Origin of the sequence: Tamlana flava (assembly GCF_041287255.1) — a bacterium.
Lineage (GTDB): Bacteria > Bacteroidota > Bacteroidia > Flavobacteriales > Flavobacteriaceae > Tamlana > Tamlana flava.
Genome location: NZ_JBGGTX010000002.1, coordinates 863,395 through 887,987, shown reverse-complemented (window position 1 = coordinate 887,987; position 24,593 = coordinate 863,395). Strand labels below are relative to the sequence as shown.

The window sequence follows — 24,593 nt, the reverse complement described above, 5'->3', positions numbered from 1 at the left end:
AATTTATTTTACTAGACAATAGTGGTATTTGAACGATTCTTACCCCTGTTAAGGTCATTTTCAGTCCTTTTTTAAGTATCTTATTTATTACTTTTACTTGGTTAAACAAGTGTGTTTTATACACTTTTACAACTAAACTGAATTTCAAAAAATAAGGCATGAAAAAGGTTACCCTATTCTCAACCATTTTATCTCTATTTCTTACGCTAAACAATCTGGCCCAAGAAAGCATAAGTGATCAATATTCTGCCCAACCACTTTCACCAACCGTTGTTAAATTTAACCCCTTAAATGCAGGTGCATCAAATCCCATGCTATGGGGAGCAGATGCAGGTGGCTGGACCAATCCTGTGATTTGGGAAAAAAGTAAGCGTTACATGGGAGCTGAAAATATAAAAATCACCAGAATACCTGCTATGGCTGATGGTCAATTGGATGGAGAGACTCAGCTAAGACAAAATCAGAAAGATTGGATTAAAGCGCGAATAGATGACGTTGCCGTTTCAGGTGAACTGTTACAAGTTATGCTCAACCCCGGTGGCGGTGATGCTGGTGACGCTTGGTATCGAGCTGATTATTCCAGATATGCCTTGTTAATGAAATTAGCCAAGGATTACATTGAAAGCTTTGGGCATACCGTTGTGTCCATTACAGGCCATAACGAGCCAGACCCTGGCTATGCCCCTGCAACCATGCAAATGAACAATAATCTTTTCAGTGCCTGTATCAATAGTGGTTATTTTGATGTCGGTCCTGGTGAAACGCCAATGAGATATTGTGGCGGCAATACCCTTAACCCCGATTTTGCGTTTGACTGGTACAACTATAGCATTGCTTATGTTAATGAAGGCAATACCCACCAATTGGCCGGCACGTTTGATGGATATGCCAATTTTTACACCACCGTAACCAATAACGGACATTATAGAACAAATGATGAGGTTCATAACATTATGGAAGCCATTGTTGGTCATGAGTATGGGATGGATGCAGCAATATATTGGCCAGATTTTTATCATGGCTGCAATTTGGCCCGCGGGGAATTCACAAAGGCCACGTCAAATGGTGCGCGTCTGGGCTATGGCGAACACAGATTCAATTGGACCGCAGCGGCAGTATATAAAACTGGCGCTAAGATTCAAGGATTTGCAGGTGGTTCAGAACGGCAAGCAACAACCACCAATTTCAGTTACCTTTCAAAAGACATTCCTATTTTTTGCGATGGCTATGGCCCATACAAACAATTTGTTTTAACATTGCCCGGGGGGAATGGTTATGGTGTAAATCAGCCAAATTCTGAGCGCGTTATTAACATCACTTATGGCGAAGATCCTCAGCCTGCTATCAGCGGCAATTATATTTTGGTAAATCGAGAAAGCGGGCAAGTTTTAACCAGTACTAATATTTACAACGGTGGTAATGTGAATCAAAGTGCTTTTTCATCAAGTTCAACCAATCAGCAGTGGCAAGTACTTCCGTTAGCATATAATTCTTATGGGGCAGATGCTAATTATTTTCAATTAAAACCCTTTTCTAACACCAATTTTGCTTTAGACGTGAATAATGGTTCATGGAATGATAATGCCAACATTATTGTTTGGACAAATGGTAATGCAGCCAACCAGCAATGGTACTTAGAATATGCCGACAATGGATATTTTTACATAAGAAGCAAGGAAAGCACCTATTGTTTGACTGCGACTGCTGGAAACGACGTCAGACAATTTGCAAAATCTGGAGCCACCGACCAACAATGGCGTTTTGTTCCAGTTGTGGATGGTTTAAGTTTGGATTTAGAAGCTCCCGAATCCATAACCAATCTTGGAGCAACCACAAAAACTATGGCCATACAGCTTGATTGGTCGGCAAGTTCTGCTATAGATTTAGCTGGATACAGCATTTTAAGAGCACCTGCATCTGGCGGCCCTTATTATACCATTGCGAGAAACGTAACCTCAACGTCATTTTTAGACAATACTGTTAAACCTGGAACGCCGTACTATTACGCAATTATAGCAGAAGATAATTCATTGAACAAGTCTAGCTATTCCAACGAGGTTTCAGCTACTGTTTTGGGTGGTGATATGCTTGTAGCACATTATGATTTTGAAGGCAATGCTACTGATGATACTGAAAACATGTTTAATGCGTCTGTTTACAATAATGGCGCTTATGGCACTGGTCATTTGGAAACACAGTGCATTACCCTTAATGGCTCAAATCAATTTGTTCAATTGCCATTTGATGTTTCTAACCATGAAGAAATTACGGTTGCCACTTGGGTTAAATGGGATGGCACTTCCGTGGGTGATTGGCAGCGCATTTTTGATTTTGGTAATGGTGAAAACGAGTATATGATGTTAACGGCAAATAGACCTGGTGGTGGTATGCGGTTTGCGATAACCATTGGTAGCTGGCAAAACGAACAAGCCTTTAACGCCCCTTCATTGCCAACTGGTGTATGGAAGCATGTAGCCGTAACATTGGGTGCTACATCTGCTAAGCTATATGTGGATGGAAACTTGGTTGGGCAAACTAATGTAACGCTTAACCCGACCGATTTTACACCATTAAAAAACTACATCGGTGGAAGCCAATGGATAGGAGACGCCCATTTTGATGGAAGTTTTGATGATTTTAGGATTTATAACTATGAATTATCGGCCCAACAAGTCTCTGATTTATTTGCTGGAACGCTTTCAGTTGATGATGTAGTAATTCAAGATTATATGGACATCTGGCCATTACCAGCAAAAGATGTTATTAACGTAAGGCTCAATCCTACTCTTGATGCTAATAAATCTGACCTAACTGTTTTTGATTCAAATGGTAGGACATTAGTCAAAACAAATTTAACTGGTTCTGAAACCAAATTGAATGTTTTAAATTTAGCTTCTGGAATCTATATTTTAAAGTTAAGCAGTGAGTCAAAATCATTCATTAAGAAATTTGTAGTGAAGCAATAGTACTGATTCAGCAAGCATACATATAAAAGTTAATAGCACTATAAATGAACATTAAAAAAACACGCGTGATTGGTAATTTGATATTATTTAGAAAATTTAATTTTTTTATAGCCAGTTTCTTTCTAGTTGCTAATTTATTTTCACAAGACATAACCACTGGACTACAAATGCATTATTCATTCACCAATGTTGCTGGAAGTATAGTGAATGATGATTCTGGAAATGGGAATGCCGCTATCTTTAATGGTAATGCAAACATTGGAACTAGTGGTTATAAAACTGTATTGAATTTAGATGGAGTAGAAGGCAGTTATCTCGCCATAAACAATCCTGGCAATACCAACGTGATGCTGGCGTCTTTATCTGAATTTTCCATTGCCTGTTGGGTTTATGTAAATAAGAATGCTACTTGGGCGCGTATTTTCGATTTCGGTTTCAATACATCAAACTATATGTTTTTGTGCCCACAATCAGGAAGTGGGAACTTACGTTATGCCATTAGTTACAATGGCGTGGAGCAGTCTGTAGATGGAAGTAATCCTTTGCCAGAAGGAACGTGGTCTCATGTAACCATAACATACTCCGGAACTATTGCCAAGTTGTACCTTAATGGGCTTCTGGTTGGACAAAACGGGATAAGCAATTCTCCAGTTATGTTAGGTTCTGGTAATTTTACACAAAATTACATAGGTAAATCGCAGTGGCCAGACCCTTATTTGAATGGAGATATTGCTGATTTTAGAATATTTAATCGGGCGCTTACCACATCTGATATTGGGGAGCTCATTAATGAGCAGCTCAGGTCTGAATTGCAATCGGCCATAACTGAAGCTGAAGGACTTCAGAACCCTACAGTGGAATTAACAGCCGCAATTGATACGGCAATATCCATTCGTGATACAGCAACAACAGCATCCGAATTAACCCAAGGCATTGAAAATCTTAGCACATCGGTTTTTCAGTTTAAATTAGACAGGGCTTCCGTAGATAACCCACTTGACATGACGAAATATATTGTTAACCCAAGTTTTGAATCTTTATTCAACGGTTGGACCAACAACGGATTGTTTACCCAAACCAACACAGCTTTTCCAGAAAAAGTGGGCAGTGTATACGTTGAGAGATGGGTAAATTCTGGAGACCAGGTTCCCGATGTGAGCATACAACAACTATTAACAGGAATACCTAATGGTAATTATATTCTATCGGCAGGAGCCGGTAATATTCAGCAAAGCACAGCAAACCCACAAACCGGAGCATTTCTTTTTGCCGGATATCGAAATACAGCAGTAGATATTTTTGATGTCCGACAGGTTAATTTTACTGTAGTGGATAATGAGGTGCCTATCGGGTTCAAAACAGAAAATGCTACGGGCAATTGGGTTGCCTGCGATAATTTTACCTTAAAGTATATAGGACAATATAATATTGATGATTATGCCTTATATGTCAGTGATTTAATTGATGTAGCTAACGGATGGTTGAGCCAAAATGTTCAGAATTCGGCAAAAGCTGAATTAAATAATGCCATTTCAACTGCGCAGGCGGCCATTAGCGCAAATCCGCTTGTTTTAGAAGATTTAACGGATGCGTTTGAAGCACTGAAAACTGCTATTAACAATGCAGAAGTATCTCTGCAAGCTTATGCGAACCTGCAAGACGCTATAGATTATGCCAATGAAGTTTTGGTTTGGTATGTGGATAATCAGGGGAAAAAGGACGCCCTAGAGCCTGCCATTGCCACAGCCAATACAACAGTGATTAATTTTGACTTGACATTGGTTGAAATCAATAATGCCACATTAGATTTAAAGACAGTAGTTCAAAGTGTGGATAAACAAACCCATATTCCTACATGGATGATGGGTGATGTAAATAACCCAGAAAACAACTGGAGCTATACAAGAAGCAAACAGTCCAAAAACTGGATCTTATTTTGGGAACCTGGCTTTGGCAATAATTCAAATGCTACAATTGATGATTGTTTGGCCTTGGCAGAAACGTGTTTCGAATTCTATGCAAATACGCTTAAGTTTATAACCATTGGAGATTCAAAAACAGATCAATTTAAAATGATTATTCGACTAAGGTACGATTCTGGTTGGGAAGCCTCAGGATCTGGTGTTGATGACACAATTGGACTGCTTACGCTGACGCCCTGGGCTCTTTCTTCAAGAGGAGGACAAACAATTGCACATGAAGTTGGCCACTGTTTCCAATATCAGGTACATTGCGATAACAATGATTTTAATGGCTGGATGTACGGCTTTGGCGCAGGTGCTTCAGGGGGAAATTGCTGGTGGGAACAGTGTGCACAATGGCAAGCCTATAAGATTTTCCCTTTTTCTCAGTTTAACAATGAATGGTTTGGGGGTTATATGAGTAACGTGCATAAAAATATTCTGCATGAAGCTCCTCTCTATGAAAACTTTTTTATTCAAGACTATTGGTCCGATTTACACGGCATTGATATAATTGGTCGTTTATGGAATGAATCGATAAAACCAGAGGATCCCGTAGAGGCTTATAAGCGTATAACAGGAATTAATCAAAATCAGTTTAATGATGAGATGTACTATTGTGGGGCAAAATTCACGACATGGGATATTCCTGCATTAAAATCGTATGGTGCCGGTCAAGTAACAAATCGCCCTCAGCCAAAAATGAATCAAGTAGCCAATGATTATTGGATGGTTGACCCTTCTGTCTGTCCAGAAAACTATGGACATAACATTATTAAACTTAATGCCCCAGCAATAGCCACAACAGTTACCGCAAGCTTTGAAGGTTTGGTCGGGGCTAGTGGTTTTCGTAATATTAACGGAAACTATGGAGGCTGGCGATACGGGTTTGTTGCCTTAAAAACAGATGGCACCCGGGTTTATAGCGAAATAACAGAGACAAATATGACAGTTAATAATGGGATAGGCGATATTAGTTTTGAATGCCCAGCAAACACGTCCAAATTATGGTTTGTTGTTTCTGGTGCTCCAACAAGTCATTGGAGACATGCATGGGATGACAATAATACTAATGATGAACAATGGCCTTATAAAGTGAGGTTTGTTAATACAAATCGTTTGGGATTTGCTAATGTTTTATCAACCGATTCACATGTGTTTAAGAAAGACGTACGCATATATTCTGAAAATCAAATATTATATATAAAAAGCATGCCTCTCAATGCTAATCTGCAAATTTTCACGCTTACAGGAAGCAAAATTTTAAATAAGAAATTAAATGATACATCCTTTTCGACGATGTTGTCTTCAGGAATTTATATTGTAACCATTGAGGCAGACAAGGAAAGACAAAGCTTTAAAATAATTACAAGATAAAATCAAGGATTTTGTTTAAATAGGTTGAATCCCAGTATAAAGGTTATTTAGCAATTGTCGCTTTTCATTTCAAAACAAACTCCAACGGTTACCAACTTGGCTTGAAATATAGATTTACATTCATCGCTAGACTTACCGGCAAAAGCAACCCTTTTCTAAAAATCAAGATAAGACAAAGGCTCTAAACATCCTTAGAGCCTTTTATAATTCATTACATACTTTTTAAAAAACCTATTCTATTACTAAACGTTTAATTATGCTTTCACCAGTTTGAATATTCGTGACTTTCATGAAATACATACCTTTTTCATACGAACTTACATCTAATGAAATCTTTTGGCTTACTGTACTTAAGTTTTTGTTAATCAATTGTACGCTTGACAAGCTATAGATACTAATATTGATTTCATTAGCATTAAATCCTGAATAGTCAATATTAACTGAGCTTTTGGAAGGATTCGGATATAAAGCGACTTTTCCACTTGTTTCAGTTCTTACTACTGAAATTGAATTTGATAAATCAAAACAACCTTCCAAACTTGACACCATATGGTCTCCATCATCTGGAGGCACCAACCCTTCCAGTCCATCCTCATAACTCATGTGCCAAACTAAACACGTTCCAGCACCTGCTTCATCAAAATTAACATCCCAATAATTTTCAGGCAATCCAAGAATAATGGTGGCATCTTCATTGGTTACAATCCAAGCGGAATTATCACCTACATTACCTTCTAGAGTGATTTCTCCTTCGGCAATCATATCAGCTGTTCCGTCTCCAATAGTAAAACTAAAACTGTTTTCCGTTCCACCTGTAATCGTGCCTCCGTCAACTTCATTCCTTATTACTGTAATTGGATTAGATAAACTAAAGCATCCTGATAAGGTAGAAACATTATTACCAACGGCTACACCTTCCAATCCATCTTCAAAAGCTATATGCCAAATAAGGCAGGTACCATCTGAAGCCTCTTCTAAATCAAAAGGTGGACCATCGGGCAATGCTAATATTTCAGGATCAGCTGCATCGTTCGTGATTACCCAAGCCATATTATCTCCCATCAAATCTCCGCTAACATCAACATTAAAGGCATCGCTATTGCCATCTCCAGCACAAATTTCTATCTCAGTTCCGCCACCTTCAGCTATTGCAATATCTCCTGCATTTACACCATTTCTTGTAACTTCGATAGCATTAGACAAAACAAAACACCCTGATAATGCGGAAACATTATTACCAACAGCCGCACCTTCTAATCCATCTTCATAAGCTATATGCCAAATAAGGCATACACCATCTCCAGCACCTTCCAAATCAAATGGTGGCCCATCAGGTAAGGCCAATATTTCAGGGTCATCGGCATTATTGGTTATGACCCAAGCCATATTATCACCCAATAAATCACCGGTAACCTCAACATCAAAAGCATCACTAACGCCATCTCCAGCACAGATTTCGATTGCTGTACCTCCATCATTTGCTATTGCAATTACTCCAGCGTTTACACCATTTCTGGTAACTTCAATGGCATTTGACAAAACAAAACACCCTGATAATGCGGAAACATTATTACCAACAGCTGCACCTTCTAATCCATCCTCATAAGCTATATGCCAAATAAGGCATACACCATCTCCAGCACCTTCCAAATCAAATGGTGGCCCATCAGGTAAGGCCAATATTTCAGGGTCATCTGCATTATTGGTTATAACCCAACCCATATTGTCTCCTAATAAGTCGCCAGTAACCTCAACATCAAAAGCATCACTAACACCATCTCCAGCGCAAATTTCAATTTCGGTGCCACCGCCGTCAGCAATTTCAATGTTTCCTGCGTTCACACCATTTCTAATAACGGTTATTTCATTTGATAAATCATAACATCCCATTATTTCCAAAGCATTTGTTACACCAGTCAAATCTACATTTTCCGCATAGCTTAAATGCCAAATCAAACTTACTCCATCACCATCGTCTTCAAAATCAAAACTATTGCCTTCTGATGTAGCCGTTATATTATAATCGGTATCTGTAATGACCCATAAAAATTGAACACCTTGTCCTCCGTCAGCGCCTGTTGCGTTAACATTAAATAAATCGGAAATACCATCACCAGCACAAATTTCGATTTCAGTGGAGCCATCTTCCAAAGCAATATCACCACCTTCTGGTTGTTGGATTAAATTCACAGTAACATAATTTTTTGAAACATGATATTTTCCTTTTAAGTCTGTAAATAAATTTTTAACATGCTTATGCCTAAACGGTTTCACTAAAGGCTTAATTCCATTATAGGATAAATGATATACTCTTAAGGTGCCTTCTTCCTCTTCATTATTAAAGTCGAATGAGGGTTCTTCGGGTAAATACAAAATATAACCTTCTTCATCTGTTATAACCCATTGTTTGAGTCTTCCGGAAGCTCCTTCCACATGGAAATTAACAATGTCCTCGACATCGTCACCAATACAGGCATCAGCTTCTGTTGGTCCATCTTTATCATCTATGGCAACTTCACCACCATAAACCGTCGCATTTTCGTTAGCATTATCATGTCCGTTGGGATTAGCATTGGAATTTTGAGCTTTTAGGGAATTGAAGGACAAAAAACTAATTAGCGTTAAAAGTAGGAAGGGTTTAATTTTTGAAAAAATCAGATTTGGGGAGAAACATTGTACATTTTCTTTCATAACTATCTGATTTAATATTTTTGGCTACTTAAGATAAGTAAAAGGCTAGTTTTTTTAACTAAATAGTATCTTAAATGCAGATATAATCGTTATGTCGCAGATATAAGTTTTAAAGCTTTTAGAAGATTCAAATCAGTTCAAATAAGTTCTCTTCTAAGACTAAAAAAGTTATTAATTGTATCGTTAGTTTTCAATGAAATTCAATTTTCATCAAAATATGGTAAGGGATTATCCTATTTTTAGAAGAAAATAGCTTTTTAAGATATGATGTCATAGGTTAATTTACTTAACCACCTATCTTTTAGAGGACACAAGAAAATCACCGACGCTTAAATAGTCTTTCTTAATTAACAAAAACCCAAATATACTGTTCAGGAGCCTCTCTAAGCAACTATGCTATTCAAAAATGAAGCCTAACGGCTGACCAATGTTGGCATTTGGAAAACTGATTCCCAAAAGAGCAGATATGGTTGGTGAGATATCGGTAATCTCCGTTTTTTGAAGTGTTTGCCCATGCCTGATGCCTTTGCCAAAAAACAATAAGGGGACATGGGTATCGTAAGATAGCCCTGTATGGTGGTCAGTTCCTGTTCTGTTCCAGGAAGTATCATTAAAAACGGAAGGATTATAGACAAACAAAACTTCGCCCGAACGTTTTTGACTATGTCCATTAGAAAGCAAGGTTTCAATATAACCTTCGGGGGCTTCCAATTGATTAATTTCTGAGGTTACATAAACTTTATCAATCAACTCATATTCCAATAATTTTAAGGCAACTTCTTCCTTTAAATCTTCTAAATCCAGGTTATTTTCATTGATGGCTTCATGATCAAAGAATATTTGGTTATTAATTCTGCTTAAAACCAAATTGGAAACGCCATGTTTATTCAATAAAAATGAGTTCATTTCCTTGCGCATAGAACTTTCGTCAAAAAAACCTGCCGGTATTTTTTTAGATTGCAAGTATCCTGGAGCATAAGGTGCCCCATGATCGGAGGTTAAAAAAACGGTGTATTCACCAATACCTACTTTAGCATCCAAAGTTTTAAAAAGGCGTTCAAGATCCAAATCCAACCTCAAATAAGTATCTTCTATTTCTTTAGAATTCGGCCCAAAGGTATGCCCAACCTTATCTGTGCTTGAGTAACTTATGGTCAAAACATCGGTAATTTCATCTTTTCCCAATTGCTCACCGTCGATGGCTGCAATTGCAAAATCGGTTATTAAACTATTTCCATAGGGTGACTCTGCTATGACATCAAAGTTGCCATTGTTTTTTCTTAATTGCTTCAAATCATAAGAAAATGTAGAAGGCTCTTTCCCTTTAAATCCACCTTCATAAGGACTTACATCATCGCCGCTTTCAAAATATGTATCAATACTATAAAGGGTTTGCCAATCTTTAAAATAAGACTCCGTTATATCCGATTTGTTAAAATCGTCTACCCACTTTGGCAATTCTTCCATATAAAATGTACTGGTAATCCAATTTCCAACACCGTCATGCTCATAATCCAACCAATACGCCCCATTAGCTGTATGTCCTGCCGACAAAATGGCACCACGATGCTTTAGAGATATTCCGATTGTTTTTCCCCTAAATTGGGTAAACAACCTGTTTTCATCAGCAAATGTTGTGGACAGCATTCTGTGGGGCGATTTTTTTCCATCTTTACTATCCGTTCCAACTGGATTTACTGAATTGTCCTCTACACAGTTCACGTTCTTTTTTAAGTTTTTATCGAACCAATCGTTACCAATAATGCCATGGTACTTTGGCGTTGTTCCCGTGTAAATTGAAGCGTGGCCAGGCCCTGTTTTTGTCGTCACATAATTAAAATGGTTATTTTTACAGTTAAACCCCTCATTCACCAAACGTTTAAAACCACCTTCGCCATATTTGTTGTAAAATCGAGTGAGGTAATCATAACGCATTTGGTCTACCACAATGCCAACAACCAATTTCGGGGTTGATAACTGGGCTTCCGTATCTTTTGAGATTACTTGAGTTTGTGATTTACATGAAACCCCAACAACTAGCAAAAACATAGCCAATATTAATTTTTTCATTTAAGCTTTATTTTGATTCAAAAATACTGATTTAAAAACATCATAATTTAAAATTAAAGTTAAATACCACTAACTTTTTTTTACTTTAGCACAGACAAATTGATATATGACCTACCTTAATAATATAGGAGCTTATTTTTTAATGATTGCTGAAATGTTTCGTAAACCAACAAAATGGTCGGTTATGAAACAACTTATCTTAAAAGACATAGACGACTTAATTATTGGCTCCCTTGGTATTATAGCATTTATTTCATTTTTTGTTGGTGGGGTTATTACCATACAAACGGCTTTAAATATAGACAACCCTTTAATACCCAAATACCTGGTTGGTTTTGCTACCCGGCAATCTGTTATTTTGGAATTTGCACCAACCTTTACTTCTATAATTATGGCCGGTAAGGTTGGCTCGTTCATCACCTCAAGCATTGGTACCATGCGTGTTACTGAGCAAATTGATGCCTTGGAAGTTATGGGAATAAACTCCTTAAACTATTTGGTTTTTCCTAAAACCATGGCCTTAATGTTATATCCGTTTGCTATCGCCATTGGCATGTTTTTGGGTATTTTGGGCGGAATGGCAGCTTGTGTTTTTGGTGGCTATTCAACATTTGAAGATTATGTTTTAGGCATACAAACTGATTTCGATACTTTTCATGTTTTTTACTCTTTTATAAAAACATTTGTTTTTGCCATTGTGCTTGCTACCATACCTTCGTTTTATGGTTATTACATGAAAGGAGGTGCTCTTGAAGTTGGAAAAGCGAGTACTACATCTTTTGTTTGGACATCAGTTGTTATTATTTTACTGAATTATTTATTAACTGAAATGATGTTAGGCTGATGATAGAGGTTAAAGATTTACATAAATCGTTTGGTGATGCCCATATTTTAAAAGGCATTAGCACCACCTTTGAAAAAGGAAAGACCAATCTGATCATCGGGCAAAGTGGTTCTGGTAAAACCGTGTTTTTAAAATGCTTATTGGGTTTATTTGACTATGAAAAAGGAAGTATATCCTATGATGGGAAAATATTTTCACAACTATCGGAAGACCAAAAACGGAATTTACGTGCCGAAATAGGTATGGTTTTTCAAGGTAGCGCCCTTTTTGACTCTATGACCATTGAAGAAAACGTGATGTTCCCACTACAAATGTTTACCAAAATGAGCAAAAGCGAAATGCAGGATCGTGCCGATTTTGTTTTAAAGCGTGTTAATCTTGATGGCGCCCATAAAAAAATGCCAAGTGAGGCCTCGGGAGGTATGCAAAAACGTGTGGCCATTGCGCGAGCCATCGTAAATAATCCAAAATACTTGTTTTGTGATGAACCCAACTCAGGACTTGACCCTAAAACGGCCATTGTAATAGACAATTTAATTCAAGAAATTACAGATGAATACCAAATCATCACTGTAATAAACTCGCACGATATGAACTCGGTGATGGAAATAGGCGAAAAAATTGTGTTCTTAAAAAACGGGTTTAAAGAATGGGAAGGATCAAAAGAGACTATTTTTAAAACAGACAACAAAGCGGTTACCGATTTTGTATATTCTTCAGAATTATTTAAAAAGGTACGCAAAATGTACTTGGAAGAAAATCAATAATTAGCTAACTGTTTTTTTCTTGACTCCCCTAAAAACTCCACCAATACCAATGGTAATAGAGTGAATGCTACCGGTGAATCCATCATATTTTTTTTCAAAATGCGGCACATAATATGTATACCTAACTCTTATGGCCCCATAGCTATGTCGTTCTTTATTATTCTTAGTTGTTTTAATATCAAATATTGCTCCGAACGTATAAGCAGACTTATCAAACTTTACTTTATCATACAATAAATTATCTTCAAGATTAAAATCATAATTATTGGGTTCATGTGCATTTATGGAAATCAACGCCAATCCACAAAGCGGTGCTATTCTAAAAGTCTCATTGTCAATGAGAGCATAACTTAAAAACAATTCCCCACAATGAAAATTAGCTCTTAAGTCTTTATTCCAAATAATTCCATTGATAGGAATACCCTCTTTAGTTCTACTAGCACTATAAGAATAACCAAGATTAATGCCTAAAATTCTATTATATTGAATAGTAAAGTAAAGGCCATAAGTCATAAAGTTTTTAAACTTATTTTCTAAGCCCTCCGAAAGGTTGCCATAACCTAAATATAAACTTGCACCATATCCCCAATTAGACAGTTGATATTGACTGGACACCAAGCTTGTATTTTGCTCAATAGTTGTTGGTGAATCAAATATATTTGAATTTTCGCCTTTAGAACTTTGGCCTAAACAAAACAATTGATGAAAAATAATGAAACAAGTAATTATATTATTTCTCATAGACCTATTTTTTCCTCCAAATTACTCCGATATAAAATTGGGAATGTAAATTAAATTTAGTCAATTTTCAGGCACAAATCACTTAGGAATAATAATAAATTTATTGTAGTTTTTATTTACGGTTCCGCACTTTTAAAAGAACGAAAAAGTATCTAGAAGAAATTCAATAGTCAATGCCTTTATTGTGTAACTCTTCCTCAATAAATTTCGTCAAATCTTGAATATATTTTTTGGTTCGCTCTGCCCTATTATGAACCATATAATTTTCAAAATTCACACTATTTACAAGCCTTAAAAACTCACCTTCCTTTTTCATTTGCACATAGTCTTCTGGCGCAATGTAAAATGAACTTTTCCAGAGGAATTCTGGCCTAACATGGGCTGTAAAATATTTTAATAAAACAGGATGGATTTGTTCAGCTTTAAATTTAATGCGTTCCTCTTCATACTTATTGTAATAGGAATATACCGATTCGTAAAGCACTGAAATGGCCCCGCGCAAGCTATCATTAGATACGATTTCAACCCCTTTCGAAACCAAAAGTTCATAGCCACTTTTATTGGGGTCAAAATGAGGCGCCACTTTAATAATGGCAACGTCATTGCAAAAATCTTCGGTAGGTTCGCCTTTGGTTTTTAAAAATTGGATGACACTTTTGGATGCTAAATCCACACTATCCATAACACGGATATCGTCTTGAATTTCAAACAAATCATGCCCAAGATTGGAGTGGATTTCCTTTAAGATTTTTACTTCTAAGGCTCTTTCCTTCTTCTTGTCATTCCAGTTGTTTATTTGAAGTGCGATTAAAATTCCTATTACAACTAAAATGATTTCGCCAATGGCATACAAAAAATATTTGTTGACCCTATTTTCAGATAACAACTTTTGCCTGATTTTTCGAAATAACTTTAGCATCAATCAATTAACGCGCTTTACCACCAACGTATCTAAATCTAATTTTAATTTCAGCCACTTTTCAAGCTTTTCGGTATTCATTTTTCTAAAATCTTCTTTAGTTAAAGAATCTACCCATTTTACTGAAAAAACCGAAACAGTATCCATTGTGGAAAAATTTGAATTAATGACGTTGGCATAAGACAACTCTTCTACCGTTTCATAATTCACCTTTACTTCCTTAGTAAGTTCATCAAAATCAATATAATTCTTCTCCAGTTTTGAAAGCTGCCTTACTTTATTTTCCAGAAACGCTATTTTTTGGGTTTGTGATAATAAATCTAGAGAATCCCGGGTACGCAGCTCTTCCATATACCTAAAATTATCTAAATTCTTAGATTGGTTCTGGTTAATAATAAGTTTTGTGTTTTCAAGGGCACTGTACCCCTTCATATCGCTTTGCAAAAGGGCTATTGTAGACTCAGGTATTTCATCCAAACCAAACGTGTTTAACTCTATGGTCGAATTATCCTTATCAATGTATTTATAAGTGGCGTTCTTTTTTAAATACTCTGCGTGGGGCAAGGCGGCCAATTCATTTTCAACAAAATTACTGGCGTCTCTTGAAAAATTACTTTCGTTTAAAACTTGAATGAATGTCCAAACCGCTGGAACCATTACCACAATGGCTAAAATGGTAGCGAATCTTGATATGCGTCTTCGTTTGGCAGAATTGGCATATTTAAGCATCGGGAACCGCAACACTTTTAACACTATAAATGTTGCCATGGCTATAAAAATGGTGTTGATGGTAAACAGGTACATGGCTCCTAAAAAGTAATCCAATTTTCCTTTTGCCAAACCATAACCTGCCGTACACAAGGGTGGCATTAAAGCGGTTGCAATGGCTACACCAAAAATTACGGATGCAATTGTACCGCGCTTAGTTCGTGCTATTATAAGTGCCAACCCACCAAAAAACGCGATTAAAACATCACGGATATCTGGCTTAACCCTACCTAAAAGTTCTGAAGTATCTTCACTTAAAGGGAATAACCAAAAAAACAAAAAAGCCGTTATTAAACTCAAGCATATCATGGTCGCCAAGTTTATTAATGACTTTTTAAGCGTGTCAATATCATTAATGGCTATCGATAGGCCAACACCCAAAATAGGCCCCATTAACGGAGAAATTAACATGGCACCTATTACAACTGCGGTGGAGTTAGCATTCAACCCTATGGATGCCACAAAAATGGAACAAACCAAAATCCAAGCAGTTGCTCCTTTAAAAGGGATATCGCCCTTTATGGCTAGTATGGTAGCATCCCTATCGGTGTCCTCCCGAAAATCCAAGAGTTCACTTAAAAACTTTTTAACGCTGGCAAATAAACCTCGTGCTTCCTTTTTTATTTCCTCTTTAGATTGCTCAACGTTAACCTCTTTTTTAACTTCTTCATCCTCGGAAAAGTTAAACTTATTTTCTTCGCCCATAATTAGCCATATTGTTCCCCAAACTTGTCTTTAACCTTTTGGAGGGTTTTCTTTATATCTTGTTCCTTTGACTTAGGAAAGATAAGCAAAACTTCCTCTTTGTCAACAATAATATAATCTTTGATACCATCAACAACCACAATTTTATCCTTTCTGGTTCGTATCATATTGCCAGTAGCATCTTCGGCTAAAGTTCTGGCATTTACAACGGCATTTCCGTTTTCATTTTTATCCAATTTGTCATAAAGGCTACCCCAAGTTCCTAAATCATTCCAGTCGAATTCGGCCGAAATAACAAATACGTTTTTCGATTTTTCCATAATGGCATAGTCAACCGAAATGTTTTCAGCATTTGGATAGTTTTCTTTTATGAATGCATCTTCCTTATCTGTGTTATAGGCTGAAATTCCTGCTTCAAAATGTTTGTACAAAGCAGGTTGGTTACTCATAAATGCTTTAACCACACTCTTCACACTCCACATAAAAATTCCGGCATTCCACAAAAAGTTTCCACGGGCAATAAACTCTTTTGCGGTTTCATAATCTGGTTTTTCCCTGAATTGGTTTACCGATTTTATGGTTTCTGCAGAAGTTTTATCAAACTCAATGTATCCATACCCTGTATTTGGGAATGTTGGCTGAATACCAAGAGTCATTAACGCATCATTTTTTGAACAAAATTCGAACGCTTGTTTTACATTTTTGGAAAAGGTTTGCTCGTCTTCAATCCAATGGTCGCTTGGCGCTACTATCATAACAGCTTCAGGATTTTCCTTTTGGATTTTTAATGAGGCATATAAAATACATGGTGCCGTATTTCGCATGGCTGGCTCCAAAACCACCTGCTTTTGCGTTACATCAGGTAGTTGCTCCAAAACCAAATCATTGTAACGTTCATTGGTTAATATATAGATGTTCTCTTTCGGAATGAGATGAGCCAATCGGTAAAATGTTTTCTGTATTAATGTATCGCCAGTTCCAAGCATATCATGAAATTGCTTTGGAAAATCTTGTGTGCTAACCGGCCAAAATCTAGACCCTACTCCTCCTGCCATTAATATGGCGTAATAATTTTTATTCATTTTCTTCGTTTATCAATTCTACTTCCGCATTGGGGTTAAACAAATATATTTTACCTGTTTTAACCTCAACACACTCAAAACGCTTTACCCGCCTTTTTCCCATTTTAAAAATCCTTCCGTTATATAATCTAAAATGACTACCCAAAGGCACTTCAAAAACAAATGTTTTATTGCTTGGTTCATCAAATTGCTTTAAAGCTAAGGCTAACGGTGCATCGGTGTCGCTTGATGCTTTTGGGTTTCTAAAATGCTTCGCTAATAAAGGTAATAAATTATTTGGGAAAACTTCCGGGTTTAAAAAAGGCAACATCAAACGCTGAAATGTTCTTTTCCATTCCACCCCGTGGGGTTTTATAAACCGACCAAAAGTTTTATAAGATTCAAAATGCGCTATTTCATGGATAAGCGTTATTAAAAAACGATACTGATTTAGGTTCGAATTTATGGTTATTTGATGTTTTCCATTGGGCAGAAGCATGTAATCGCCATGGCGCGTTTTACGTTCCTTTTTAATTTTTATTACCAAATTATCGTGTTCCAGTAAACTTAATACCTGGGATAATGAGGTCGCTGGGATGTAATTTTGAAGTCGTTTTTGCATTACCGCTAAAATACAGGTTTTACAATAAAGACAAACTTGACTTTATGGGAAAAATTAATGAAATTCGTTTCCAATAAACACACATTACTTTATGACCCAAGGTGTAGAAGAATATTTAGCTCAAGGCTGTGGACGTTGCTCGCTTGGCGGAACACCAGATTGCAAAATGCATACTTGGATAAACGAATTGGAACTGTTAAGGCACCTAGTATTGCAATGTGGTTTAAGCGAGGAATGCAAATGGGGCATGCCTTGCTATACCTTTAATGGGAAAAATGTACTCATGGTCAGTGCGTTTAAAAGCCATTGCTCTATTAGCTTCTTTAAAGGTGTATTTTTGCATGATGCCAAAAATATTTTGGATAAGCCTGGTGAAAATTCGCAAGCTGTACGCTTGATGAAATTCACTGACAGCAAACAAATAAAAACATGGGAAGCAGACATTAAGGCCTATATTTTTGAAGCCATTGAAGTAGAAAAAGAAGGGCTAAACCTTGAATTTAAAAAGAACCCCGAACCTATACCCAAAGAATTAGTGCATAAATTTGAGGAAGACCCTACACTAAAGACAGCCTTTGAAGCGCTAACACCGGGAAGACAACGAGGTTATATTCTATATTTTTCTGCTCCCAAACAAGTCAAAACAAGAGCGACTAGAATTGAGAATTGCATACCCAAAATTTTAAACGGCGAAGGTTTGCATGATAAGTATAAAGCCGGTAAAAGATAAATAATTAAAATTAAGGCGTGGAATTTGAAACCTGTAACAATTTTCCGTTATAGTATTTGTTACCCGTTAGTGAAAAGTTAAATATATACTCGGCCATCTCTAAAGCTGTATTCGGTGCTGTATAGCCAGGAAAAGCCTCTTCGAGCATTTCAGTTTGTACCGCTCCCAATGCCAGTACATTAAATGAAATTCCTGATTCTTTGTATTCTTCTGCCAAAAGTTCCGTAAGTGTTATGACTGCTCCCTTACTTGAGCTATATGCTGCCAATCCTGGGAATTTCATACTGCCCTGTACACCGCCCATAGAACTTATAGTTACCACATGACTTCCATAAACCATAAAAGGCAAAACTGTTCGTGTGAGTTCTGCAACCCCGTAGACATTGGTTTTATAAACTTTTTCAAAGTCTTGCATGGTAATTTCTGAAAAAGGTTTGTTCACTAATTTACCGGCATTATTAATCAAAATATCTACTCGTTTCCAGTTGGTTTTTACAAAATTTTGAACTTTCAAATAAGCCTGTTCATCACTCAAGTCAAAAGAAAAGCAGGTTACGCTGTCCAAATTCAAATCTTGGATTGGTTTTTCATTCCGAGATAGCGCCAATACATTATGTCCAGCTTTTGCAAACAATTGCACCAACTCAAACCCAATGCCCCTGCTCGTTCCTGTTATGATTATGTTTTTACTCATTGTTCAATTTTATTTCTTTTGTTGGCGCGTTAATCATGCCTTCCAATGCAGGAATTATTTGATTTATGAAATTGGCCATGTGCTTATAATCCATTTTGTCTGCTTCATCATCTACATGATGGTAATAATCAAAATTAGATAAATCGCAAGATGAAATGGTTTGGCAGGGAACTTTAAAAACCTCATAAAACGGATAATTGTCCGATCGTTTGAACAATTCGTACTTCATGGCTATATCAGATTTTCCAAGAATCTTTTTCCCTACATATCCATTTAAAACATAAGCCATATTGCTGACATCATATCCGGTTAAAAATGCTGAATAATCCCTATCCTTAAGTGGCACTCCTATCATTTCAAAATTTACCATAGAATATAGGTTCGTATTTGTGGCTTTCATTCTATTTGCTAAATGCGCTGAGCCCATCAATCCCATTTCTTCAGCAGAAAACAGCGAAATAACTAAACTACGCTTATTATTTCTAGTTTTGCCAAAATATTGAGCCAATTGTAAAACTGTTGAAGTTCCAGAGGCATTATCATTAGCTCCATTAGCGATGGAATCATTATCTATGGGCTTAATAACTCCAAGATGGTCATAATGAGCACCGATAATGACCACTTCTTTCTTAAAATTGGGGTCTTTACCTTCAATAAACCCAACAATGTTATACCCGACATGCCCCATCACATTGAATGTATCTTTATACGATTTAAAATAGGACTTGATATTGTTTTGGGCAAAAATATTTTCAATATAACCTGCAGCGGTTTCAATACCAACTGAACCGGTTTTTCTCCCCAATAGTTTATCTGAAGATAAAAATTCAACAGTTTCCTTTATTTGATTAACATCAACTTGATGTTTTACCGTTTGGACTTTTTCCTTTGTTTTGCAACTAAAACCAGATATGACCAATAAAAGGACTAATATTCTTTTCACTTGTGATTATTTGTGTTTAAAGATAAAAAAACCTGTTTCAAAAATGAAACAGGCTCTATATTTAAAAAAGTATTTATATTATAATTAAACCATCATAGTCACTGGGTTTTCAATATATCCTTTCAGTGTTTGAAGGAATTGTGCTCCAGTGGCACCGTCAACCGTTCTATGGTCGCATGCCAATGTTAGTTTCATGGTGTTTCCAACAACAATTTTTCCTTCTTTAACCACTGGTTTTTCAACAATTGCCCCAACAGATAAAATAGCTGAGTTAGGTTGATTTATAATTGAAGTAAAATAATCAATACCAAACATTCCAAGGTTAGAAACGGTAAATGTACTACCCGACATTTCGTCTGGTGTTAATTTTTTATTTCTTGCTTTTCCAGCCAATTCTTTCACTTCCGCTCCAATTTGAGGTAAGCTTTGTTCATTGGCAAAACGCACTACCGGCACAACCAATCCATCTGGAACAGCTACCGCTACACCAATATGCACATGGTTATTTAAGCGCATTTTATCATCAAACCATTGTGAGTTTACTTGTGGATGTTGCTTTAAAGCCAATGCACAAGCCTTAACTACCATATCGTTGAATGATATTTTGGTATCGGGAATTGTGTTAAACTGAGTGCGGAAAGCTATAGCATTTTCCATATCAAACTCTACAGCCAAATAATAATGTGGTGCCGAAAATTTAGATTTGGTTAACGACTTAGCAATAGCCTTACGCATTTGAGAGTTTGGTACATCTTCAAAATCTTCTTGTCCCATTGGAACAAACTTACCAATTGCTGCAGCTCCTGCCGCTGGCTCGTAGTTTTCTATATCGCGTTTTACAATACGTCCGTTTTCACCAGAGCCTTGCACTTTGGTTAAATTAATTCCCTTTTCTTCAGCCAATTTCTTTGCCAAAGGCGATACAAAGACGCGTCCACTTTCTGTCACTGGCGTTGGTGCAGGTGCAGCCGTCTTTGGTTTTGAAGGACTTGCTGCAACAGGTTTTGGCGCTTCAACTTTAGCTTCAGGTTTTTTAGGAGCTTCTTCCTTTTTTGCAGGTGCAGCTGCCGAGAAATTGGCCGCAATACCAGAAACATCAGTTCCAGCAGGACCAATTATCGCCAATAGCGAATCTACTTTCGCTGATTCACCTTCCTGTAACCCTATTTCCAATAAAGTTCCTGATTGAAACGATTCAAACTCCATTGTTGCCTTATCGGTTTCTATCTCAGCTAAAATATCGCCTTCTTGAACCTTGTCTCCTACTTTCTTTAACCAAGTTGCAACAGTACCTTCTTCCATGGTGTCGCTCAAACGTGGCATAGTAACTATGATTACACCTTCTGGAAGTTCAACTTCACCAGCTGACTCAGAATCTTCTTTTGGTGTTTCAGGTGCTTCATTTGATGAAGCTGCTTCTTCTGCTTTTTCTTCTTTAGCTGGCGCAGAAGAGCTACCGCCACCGTTCAACAAATCTGAAATATCCTCACCTTCTTCACCTATTATTGCCAAAAGCTCATCTACTTTAGTGGTTTCACCTTCTTGAACACCAATATGGAGCAAGGTTCCTTCATTGAAAGATTCAAACTCCATTGTGGCCTTATCGGTTTCAATTTCGGCTAAAATATCGCCTTCTTCAACTTTATCTCCTACCTTTTTTAACCAAGCCGCAACCGTACCTTCTTCCATGGTATCGCTTAAGCGCGGCATATTTACTACTATTGCCATAGTTTATAATTTGTGTTGAATAAATGGATAATCGTCTTGTTCGTAAACCACGTCGTACATTACGTTTTTTTCTGGCCAAGGTGATTCCTCAGCAAATTTTTCACATTCTGTAACGCGATCTTTAACTCTTTTATCTATTACTTTAATATCTGCCTCTGTAGCATATTTCTTTTCAAGAATAACGTCTTTAACCTGTGTTATAGGGTCTATTTTCTTATATTCCTCAACCTCTTCCTTCGTTCTGTAATGTTGTGCATCACTCATTGAGTGCCCTCTATAACGATAGGTTTTCAATTCTAGGAATGTTGGCCCTTCACCTCTTCGCCCTCTTTGGATGGCTTCATCAAAAGCTTCTGCCACTTTAATAGGATTCATACCATCAACCGGACCACAAGGCATATTGTAACCTAAACCAAGTTTCCAGATTTCTGTATGATTTGCGGTTCTTTCAACCGATGTACCCATAGCATATCCGTTATTTTCACAAACAAATACTACAGGAAGTTTCCAAAGCATTGCCAAATTGAATGATTCATGAAGCGACCCTTGTCTCGCAGCACCATCACCGAAGCAACATAAGGTTACCGCATCACTACCATGATACTTGTCGCCAAAAGCAATACCTGCCCCTAGAGGAATTTGACCACCAACAATACCATGGCCACCAAAAAAACGGAATTCTTTTGAAAAAATATGCATCGAACCACCAAGGCCTTGAGAGGTTCCTGTTCCCTTTCCATACAATTCTGCCATAACACGTCTTGGATCCACACCCATACCTATAGGCTGAACGTGATTACGATAGGCTGTTATCATTTTATCTTTGGTCAAATCCATGGCGTGTAATGCGCCTGCCAATACCGCTTCTTGACCATTGTACAAGTGAAGAAATCCTCTTACTTTTTGTTGGATATAAACTGCAGCCAGCTTGTCTTCAAACTTTCTCCAGAATAACATGTCTTCATACCATTTGAGGTAAACCTCTTTTGTGATTTTTTGCATGGAATATTATTATTGTTTTAATAAGCGAGATACAAAAGTAAGACATTGTGCTGTATTGAAAAAACCCATATTTCATTAAAGTTAAAAAAATACAAATAATTTACTTCTGTCTAACTAAATTAAAGATTTGCCAATGAAATTAAATATCTGATATTTTTATTCAAAATTCAATCGATTACAAAAGACTGATTTGATTTAACTATAGAACCGATTTGTCAAACATAAAAGGCATTAGGTTTTCTAGGGATTTTGATTTGGCCACCGCTCCAGATTCACCCATAAAATAAATTTCGATGGGTGATTTTTGCTTGATTTCATATTCCGCAATAGCTTGCCTACAAGCTCCACAAGGAGGAATAGGCTTACTTGTCGGTGTAATTTTTGAGCCCGCGCATATGCAGATTTTTAAAATTTTGGCATTTGGAAATTGTGCCCCAGCTGAATAGATAGCCGTTCGCTCGGCACACAAACCTGAAGGGTATGAGGCGTTTTCTTGATTGTTTCCTAAAACGATTTCACCGTTATTCACTAAAATTGCAGCACCAACACTAAAATTTGAATATGGTGCATAAGCTTGACCTCTTGCTTTTATAGCACTTTTCATTAGGTTGAAAACTTCGGGCGGCAATTCGTCCAAACTTTGAAACACCTGCAGTATAGACTCTATTTTTATTTCTTTCATTGAAAAACCTTGTTCAGTAAAAATACTAAACTCTTTGAAACAAAAAAACTATTGCGATTGGCAATAGTTTTTTCAAAATAAATTTATTTAAATCTTTCTAATACTCATAATATTCACCCGCACCAATGTTGAATGTCAATGAAAAACGTAAAGTTCCTTCTAACGGACTTTGAACTTTTGATGCCGAAAACAAATAAGACAAATCGATGTTTACCACATTGGCTTTAAATCCAGCTCCTAAGGCTAAAAATTTTCTTGCACCCTTATCTTCACTTTCATTAAAATAACCTGTTCTAAAAGCAAATGAGTCTTGATATGTGTATTCTGCACTTAAAGCCCATGTAAACTCCTTCAACTCCTCACTAAAACCATCAGGCGCATCACCAAAAGATTGAAAAATCCCTGTTAAAAAACTAACATCTGGGTCTTTTCCTTCAACGATAATGGTTGGTTCGCTTCCATCAGAAGCCTGTGTTTGGTCTCCGTCGGCATCTACATATCCATAAATAGGTGGGGTTGGCACTAAAAGTTTGGCCACCTCGGCAGTAACAGCAACTTTGTTATAATCGTCAAAAATAAAATCAAAACCTGCTCCCAACCTTAAATTTGTTGGTTGAAAATTATCTAATCCACCGTCATCATATTTGAATTTTGGACCAATATTTTGAATAGCAAATCCTGCACGCCATCTTCCGTTGTAATCGGAATAAGCTTGTTCTTCACTTTGATAGTACCCTGAGATATCAACACCAAAAGTGTTCGCTGCAGAAGCATCTCCATCTACACCCTGTATCCTTAAATCTGAACGCAAGTAACGCATGCCCACAGACATGGCGAATTGGTCCGATAAACGCAACGCATAAGAGAGGTCAAGAGAAAGTTCACTTGGTCTTTGGATTCTGGGTTCGTCATTGGCATTCTCTACAAACTCAATATCTCCCAATGAAAAATATCTTAAACTAGCCCCAAAGGCACTTCGCTCATCCAATCTATTGAAATAAGACACATTTCCCAGAAAAATATCATTCACCAATTTACTTAAATATGGCGTATAACTAACCCCAATACCAGATTTTGCTTCTGAAAAAGCATATTTTGACGAGTTCCATTGTTGTGAAAAAGCATCTACGCTGGTAGCAACACCCATATCTGCCATACCAGCAGCACGTGCATCAGATGCAATTAATAAAAAAGGAACCCCCGTTGTTATGACCCTTCTTTCTTGATTTGGAAAGATAATAGTTTCTTGTGCATTAATTTTTAGCAAAAAAGCCAATGCCAAAATTAACAGTACTTTATTCTTCATGAATTGATTTTTAGTT

The 24,593-nt window shown here is 37.0% G+C and carries 18 protein-coding genes; 5 read left to right on the top strand and 13 right to left on the bottom strand.

Going from position 1 to position 24,593, the window contains the following annotated elements:
• The first annotated feature begins 158 nt into the window (after window positions 1-158).
• Together ACB104_RS08380 and ACB104_RS08375 are read left to right on the top strand one after the other, a co-directional pair.
• Window positions 159-2,966 carry a LamG-like jellyroll fold domain-containing protein gene (locus ACB104_RS08380; RefSeq protein ID WP_370477853.1) on the top strand — a complete coding sequence of 936 codons (2,808 nt, stop codon included), beginning with the start codon at window positions 159-161 and terminating at the stop codon, window positions 2,964-2,966.
• Window positions 2,967-3,010: 44 nt separating this feature from the next.
• Window positions 3,011-6,304 carry a DUF6055 domain-containing protein gene (locus ACB104_RS08375; protein ID WP_370477851.1) on the top strand — a complete coding sequence of 1,098 codons (3,294 nt, stop codon included), beginning with the start codon at window positions 3,011-3,013 and terminating at the stop codon, window positions 6,302-6,304.
• 231 nt (window positions 6,305-6,535) lie between these two features.
• Here ACB104_RS08375 and ACB104_RS08370 read toward each other — a convergent pair whose 3' ends face one another.
• Together ACB104_RS08370 and pafA are read right to left on the bottom strand one after the other, a co-directional pair.
• Window positions 6,536-8,995: a T9SS type A sorting domain-containing protein gene (locus ACB104_RS08370; RefSeq protein ID WP_370477850.1), complete on the bottom strand. Its 2,460-nt coding sequence runs from the start codon at window positions 8,993-8,995 to the stop codon at window positions 6,536-6,538.
• A 396-nt stretch (window positions 8,996-9,391) separates the two neighbouring features.
• A complete protein-coding gene (gene pafA / locus ACB104_RS08365; RefSeq protein WP_370477849.1) occupies window positions 9,392-11,065 on the bottom strand; it encodes an alkaline phosphatase PafA in 1,674 nt (557 codons plus the stop codon).
• A 106-nt stretch (window positions 11,066-11,171) separates the two neighbouring features.
• Here pafA and ACB104_RS08360 point away from each other — a divergent pair, with 106 nt between their 5' ends.
• Together ACB104_RS08360 and ACB104_RS08355 are read left to right on the top strand one after the other, a co-directional pair.
• Window positions 11,172-11,909 carry an MlaE family ABC transporter permease gene (locus ACB104_RS08360; protein WP_370477848.1) on the top strand — a complete coding sequence of 246 codons (738 nt, stop codon included), beginning with the start codon at window positions 11,172-11,174 and terminating at the stop codon, window positions 11,907-11,909.
• Entirely contained in the window at window positions 11,909-12,676 is a 768-nt protein-coding gene (locus ACB104_RS08355; protein ID WP_370477846.1) for an ABC transporter ATP-binding protein, read from the top strand. The genes ACB104_RS08360 and ACB104_RS08355 overlap by 1 nt, the downstream gene beginning before the upstream one ends.
• Here ACB104_RS08355 and ACB104_RS08350 read toward each other — a convergent pair whose 3' ends face one another.
• The 5 genes from ACB104_RS08350 to ACB104_RS08330 all read right to left on the bottom strand — a co-directional run bounded on the left by ACB104_RS08350 (window position 12,677) and on the right by ACB104_RS08330 (window position 17,492).
• The gene (locus ACB104_RS08350) at window positions 12,677-13,417 is read right to left on the bottom strand and encodes a hypothetical protein (RefSeq protein WP_370477844.1); all 741 of its coding nucleotides are present in this window, start codon (window positions 13,415-13,417) and stop codon (window positions 12,677-12,679) included.
• A gap of 163 nt (window positions 13,418-13,580) precedes the next feature.
• Window positions 13,581-14,336 (bottom strand): DUF6090 family protein, encoded by a 756-nt coding sequence (locus ACB104_RS08345; RefSeq protein ID WP_370477842.1) that lies wholly within the window; start codon window positions 14,334-14,336, stop codon window positions 13,581-13,583.
• A 3-nt stretch (window positions 14,337-14,339) separates the two neighbouring features.
• Window positions 14,340-15,809, bottom strand: coding sequence for a DUF389 domain-containing protein (locus ACB104_RS08340; RefSeq protein WP_370477840.1), 1,470 nt, complete (start codon window positions 15,807-15,809; stop codon window positions 14,340-14,342).
• 2 nt (window positions 15,810-15,811) lie between these two features.
• On the bottom strand, window positions 15,812-16,891 hold the full coding sequence (locus ACB104_RS08335; RefSeq protein WP_370477838.1) for a mannose-1-phosphate guanylyltransferase: 1,080 nt from the start codon (window positions 16,889-16,891) through the stop codon (window positions 15,812-15,814).
• A complete protein-coding gene (locus ACB104_RS08330; RefSeq protein ID WP_370477836.1) occupies window positions 16,884-17,492 on the bottom strand; it encodes a SprT-like domain-containing protein in 609 nt (202 codons plus the stop codon). Before ACB104_RS08330 ends, ACB104_RS08335 begins: the two co-directional genes overlap by 8 nt.
• A 91-nt stretch (window positions 17,493-17,583) precedes the next feature.
• Here ACB104_RS08330 and ACB104_RS08325 point away from each other — a divergent pair, with 91 nt between their 5' ends.
• The gene (locus ACB104_RS08325; RefSeq protein ID WP_370477834.1) at window positions 17,584-18,222 is read left to right on the top strand and encodes a YdeI/OmpD-associated family protein; all 639 of its coding nucleotides are present in this window, start codon (window positions 17,584-17,586) and stop codon (window positions 18,220-18,222) included.
• 10 nt (window positions 18,223-18,232) lie between these two features.
• On the opposite strand, the gene ACB104_RS08320 is transcribed toward ACB104_RS08325, so the two are convergent.
• The 6 genes from ACB104_RS08320 to porV all read right to left on the bottom strand — a co-directional run bounded on the left by ACB104_RS08320 (window position 18,233) and on the right by porV (window position 24,577).
• A complete protein-coding gene (locus ACB104_RS08320; protein ID WP_370477832.1) occupies window positions 18,233-18,916 on the bottom strand; it encodes an SDR family NAD(P)-dependent oxidoreductase in 684 nt (227 codons plus the stop codon).
• Window positions 18,909-19,859, bottom strand: a complete 951-nt coding sequence (locus ACB104_RS08315) for a M28 family metallopeptidase (protein ID WP_370477831.1) — start codon at window positions 19,857-19,859, stop codon at window positions 18,909-18,911. The genes ACB104_RS08320 and ACB104_RS08315 overlap by 8 nt, the downstream gene beginning before the upstream one ends.
• 84 nt (window positions 19,860-19,943) lie before the next feature.
• On the bottom strand, window positions 19,944-21,587 hold the full coding sequence (locus tag ACB104_RS08310) for a pyruvate dehydrogenase complex dihydrolipoamide acetyltransferase (RefSeq protein ID WP_370477829.1): 1,644 nt from the start codon (window positions 21,585-21,587) through the stop codon (window positions 19,944-19,946).
• A 3-nt stretch (window positions 21,588-21,590) separates the two neighbouring features.
• A complete protein-coding gene (pdhA, locus tag ACB104_RS08305) occupies window positions 21,591-22,589 on the bottom strand; it encodes a pyruvate dehydrogenase (acetyl-transferring) E1 component subunit alpha (protein WP_370477827.1) in 999 nt (332 codons plus the stop codon).
• A 199-nt stretch (window positions 22,590-22,788) separates the two neighbouring features.
• Window positions 22,789-23,271 (bottom strand): cytidine deaminase, encoded by a 483-nt coding sequence (gene cdd, locus ACB104_RS08300; protein WP_370477825.1) that lies wholly within the window; start codon window positions 23,269-23,271, stop codon window positions 22,789-22,791.
• A gap of 97 nt (window positions 23,272-23,368) precedes the next feature.
• Window positions 23,369-24,577: a type IX secretion system outer membrane channel protein PorV gene (gene porV, locus ACB104_RS08295; RefSeq protein ID WP_370477824.1), complete on the bottom strand. Its 1,209-nt coding sequence runs from the start codon at window positions 24,575-24,577 to the stop codon at window positions 23,369-23,371.
• Window positions 24,578-24,593 lie beyond the last annotated feature (16 nt).

What these genes read in the sequence shown, in the direction of transcription:
- ACB104_RS08345 (WP_370477842.1), bottom strand. Translation starts at nt 14,336, where the DNA reads ATGCTAAAGTTATTTCGAAAAATCAGGCAAAAGTTGTTATCTGAAAAT.
- ACB104_RS08380 (WP_370477853.1), top strand. Translation starts at nt 159, where the DNA reads ATGAAAAAGGTTACCCTATTCTCAACCATTTTATCTCTATTTCTTACG.
- ACB104_RS08335 (WP_370477838.1), bottom strand. Translation starts at nt 16,891, where the DNA reads ATGAATAAAAATTATTACGCCATATTAATGGCAGGAGGAGTAGGGTCT.
- ACB104_RS08350 (WP_370477844.1), bottom strand. Translation starts at nt 13,417, where the DNA reads ATGAGAAATAATATAATTACTTGTTTCATTATTTTTCATCAATTGTTT.
- ACB104_RS08325 (WP_370477834.1), top strand. Translation starts at nt 17,584, where the DNA reads ATGACCCAAGGTGTAGAAGAATATTTAGCTCAAGGCTGTGGACGTTGC.
- ACB104_RS08310 (WP_370477829.1), bottom strand. Translation starts at nt 21,587, where the DNA reads ATGGCAATAGTAGTAAATATGCCGCGCTTAAGCGATACCATGGAAGAA.
- ACB104_RS08375 (WP_370477851.1), top strand. Translation starts at nt 3,011, where the DNA reads ATGAACATTAAAAAAACACGCGTGATTGGTAATTTGATATTATTTAGA.
- cdd (WP_370477825.1), bottom strand. Translation starts at nt 23,271, where the DNA reads ATGAAAGAAATAAAAATAGAGTCTATACTGCAGGTGTTTCAAAGTTTG.
- ACB104_RS08360 (WP_370477848.1), top strand. Translation starts at nt 11,172, where the DNA reads ATGACCTACCTTAATAATATAGGAGCTTATTTTTTAATGATTGCTGAA.
- ACB104_RS08355 (WP_370477846.1), top strand. Translation starts at nt 11,909, where the DNA reads ATGATAGAGGTTAAAGATTTACATAAATCGTTTGGTGATGCCCATATT.
- porV (WP_370477824.1), bottom strand. Translation starts at nt 24,577, where the DNA reads ATGAAGAATAAAGTACTGTTAATTTTGGCATTGGCTTTTTTGCTAAAA.
- pdhA (WP_370477827.1), bottom strand. Translation starts at nt 22,589, where the DNA reads ATGCAAAAAATCACAAAAGAGGTTTACCTCAAATGGTATGAAGACATG.
- ACB104_RS08330 (WP_370477836.1), bottom strand. Translation starts at nt 17,492, where the DNA reads ATGCAAAAACGACTTCAAAATTACATCCCAGCGACCTCATTATCCCAG.
- ACB104_RS08340 (WP_370477840.1), bottom strand. Translation starts at nt 15,809, where the DNA reads ATGGGCGAAGAAAATAAGTTTAACTTTTCCGAGGATGAAGAAGTTAAA.
- ACB104_RS08320 (WP_370477832.1), bottom strand. Translation starts at nt 18,916, where the DNA reads ATGAGTAAAAACATAATCATAACAGGAACGAGCAGGGGCATTGGGTTT.
- pafA (WP_370477849.1), bottom strand. Translation starts at nt 11,065, where the DNA reads ATGAAAAAATTAATATTGGCTATGTTTTTGCTAGTTGTTGGGGTTTCA.
- ACB104_RS08370 (WP_370477850.1), bottom strand. Translation starts at nt 8,995, where the DNA reads ATGAAAGAAAATGTACAATGTTTCTCCCCAAATCTGATTTTTTCAAAA.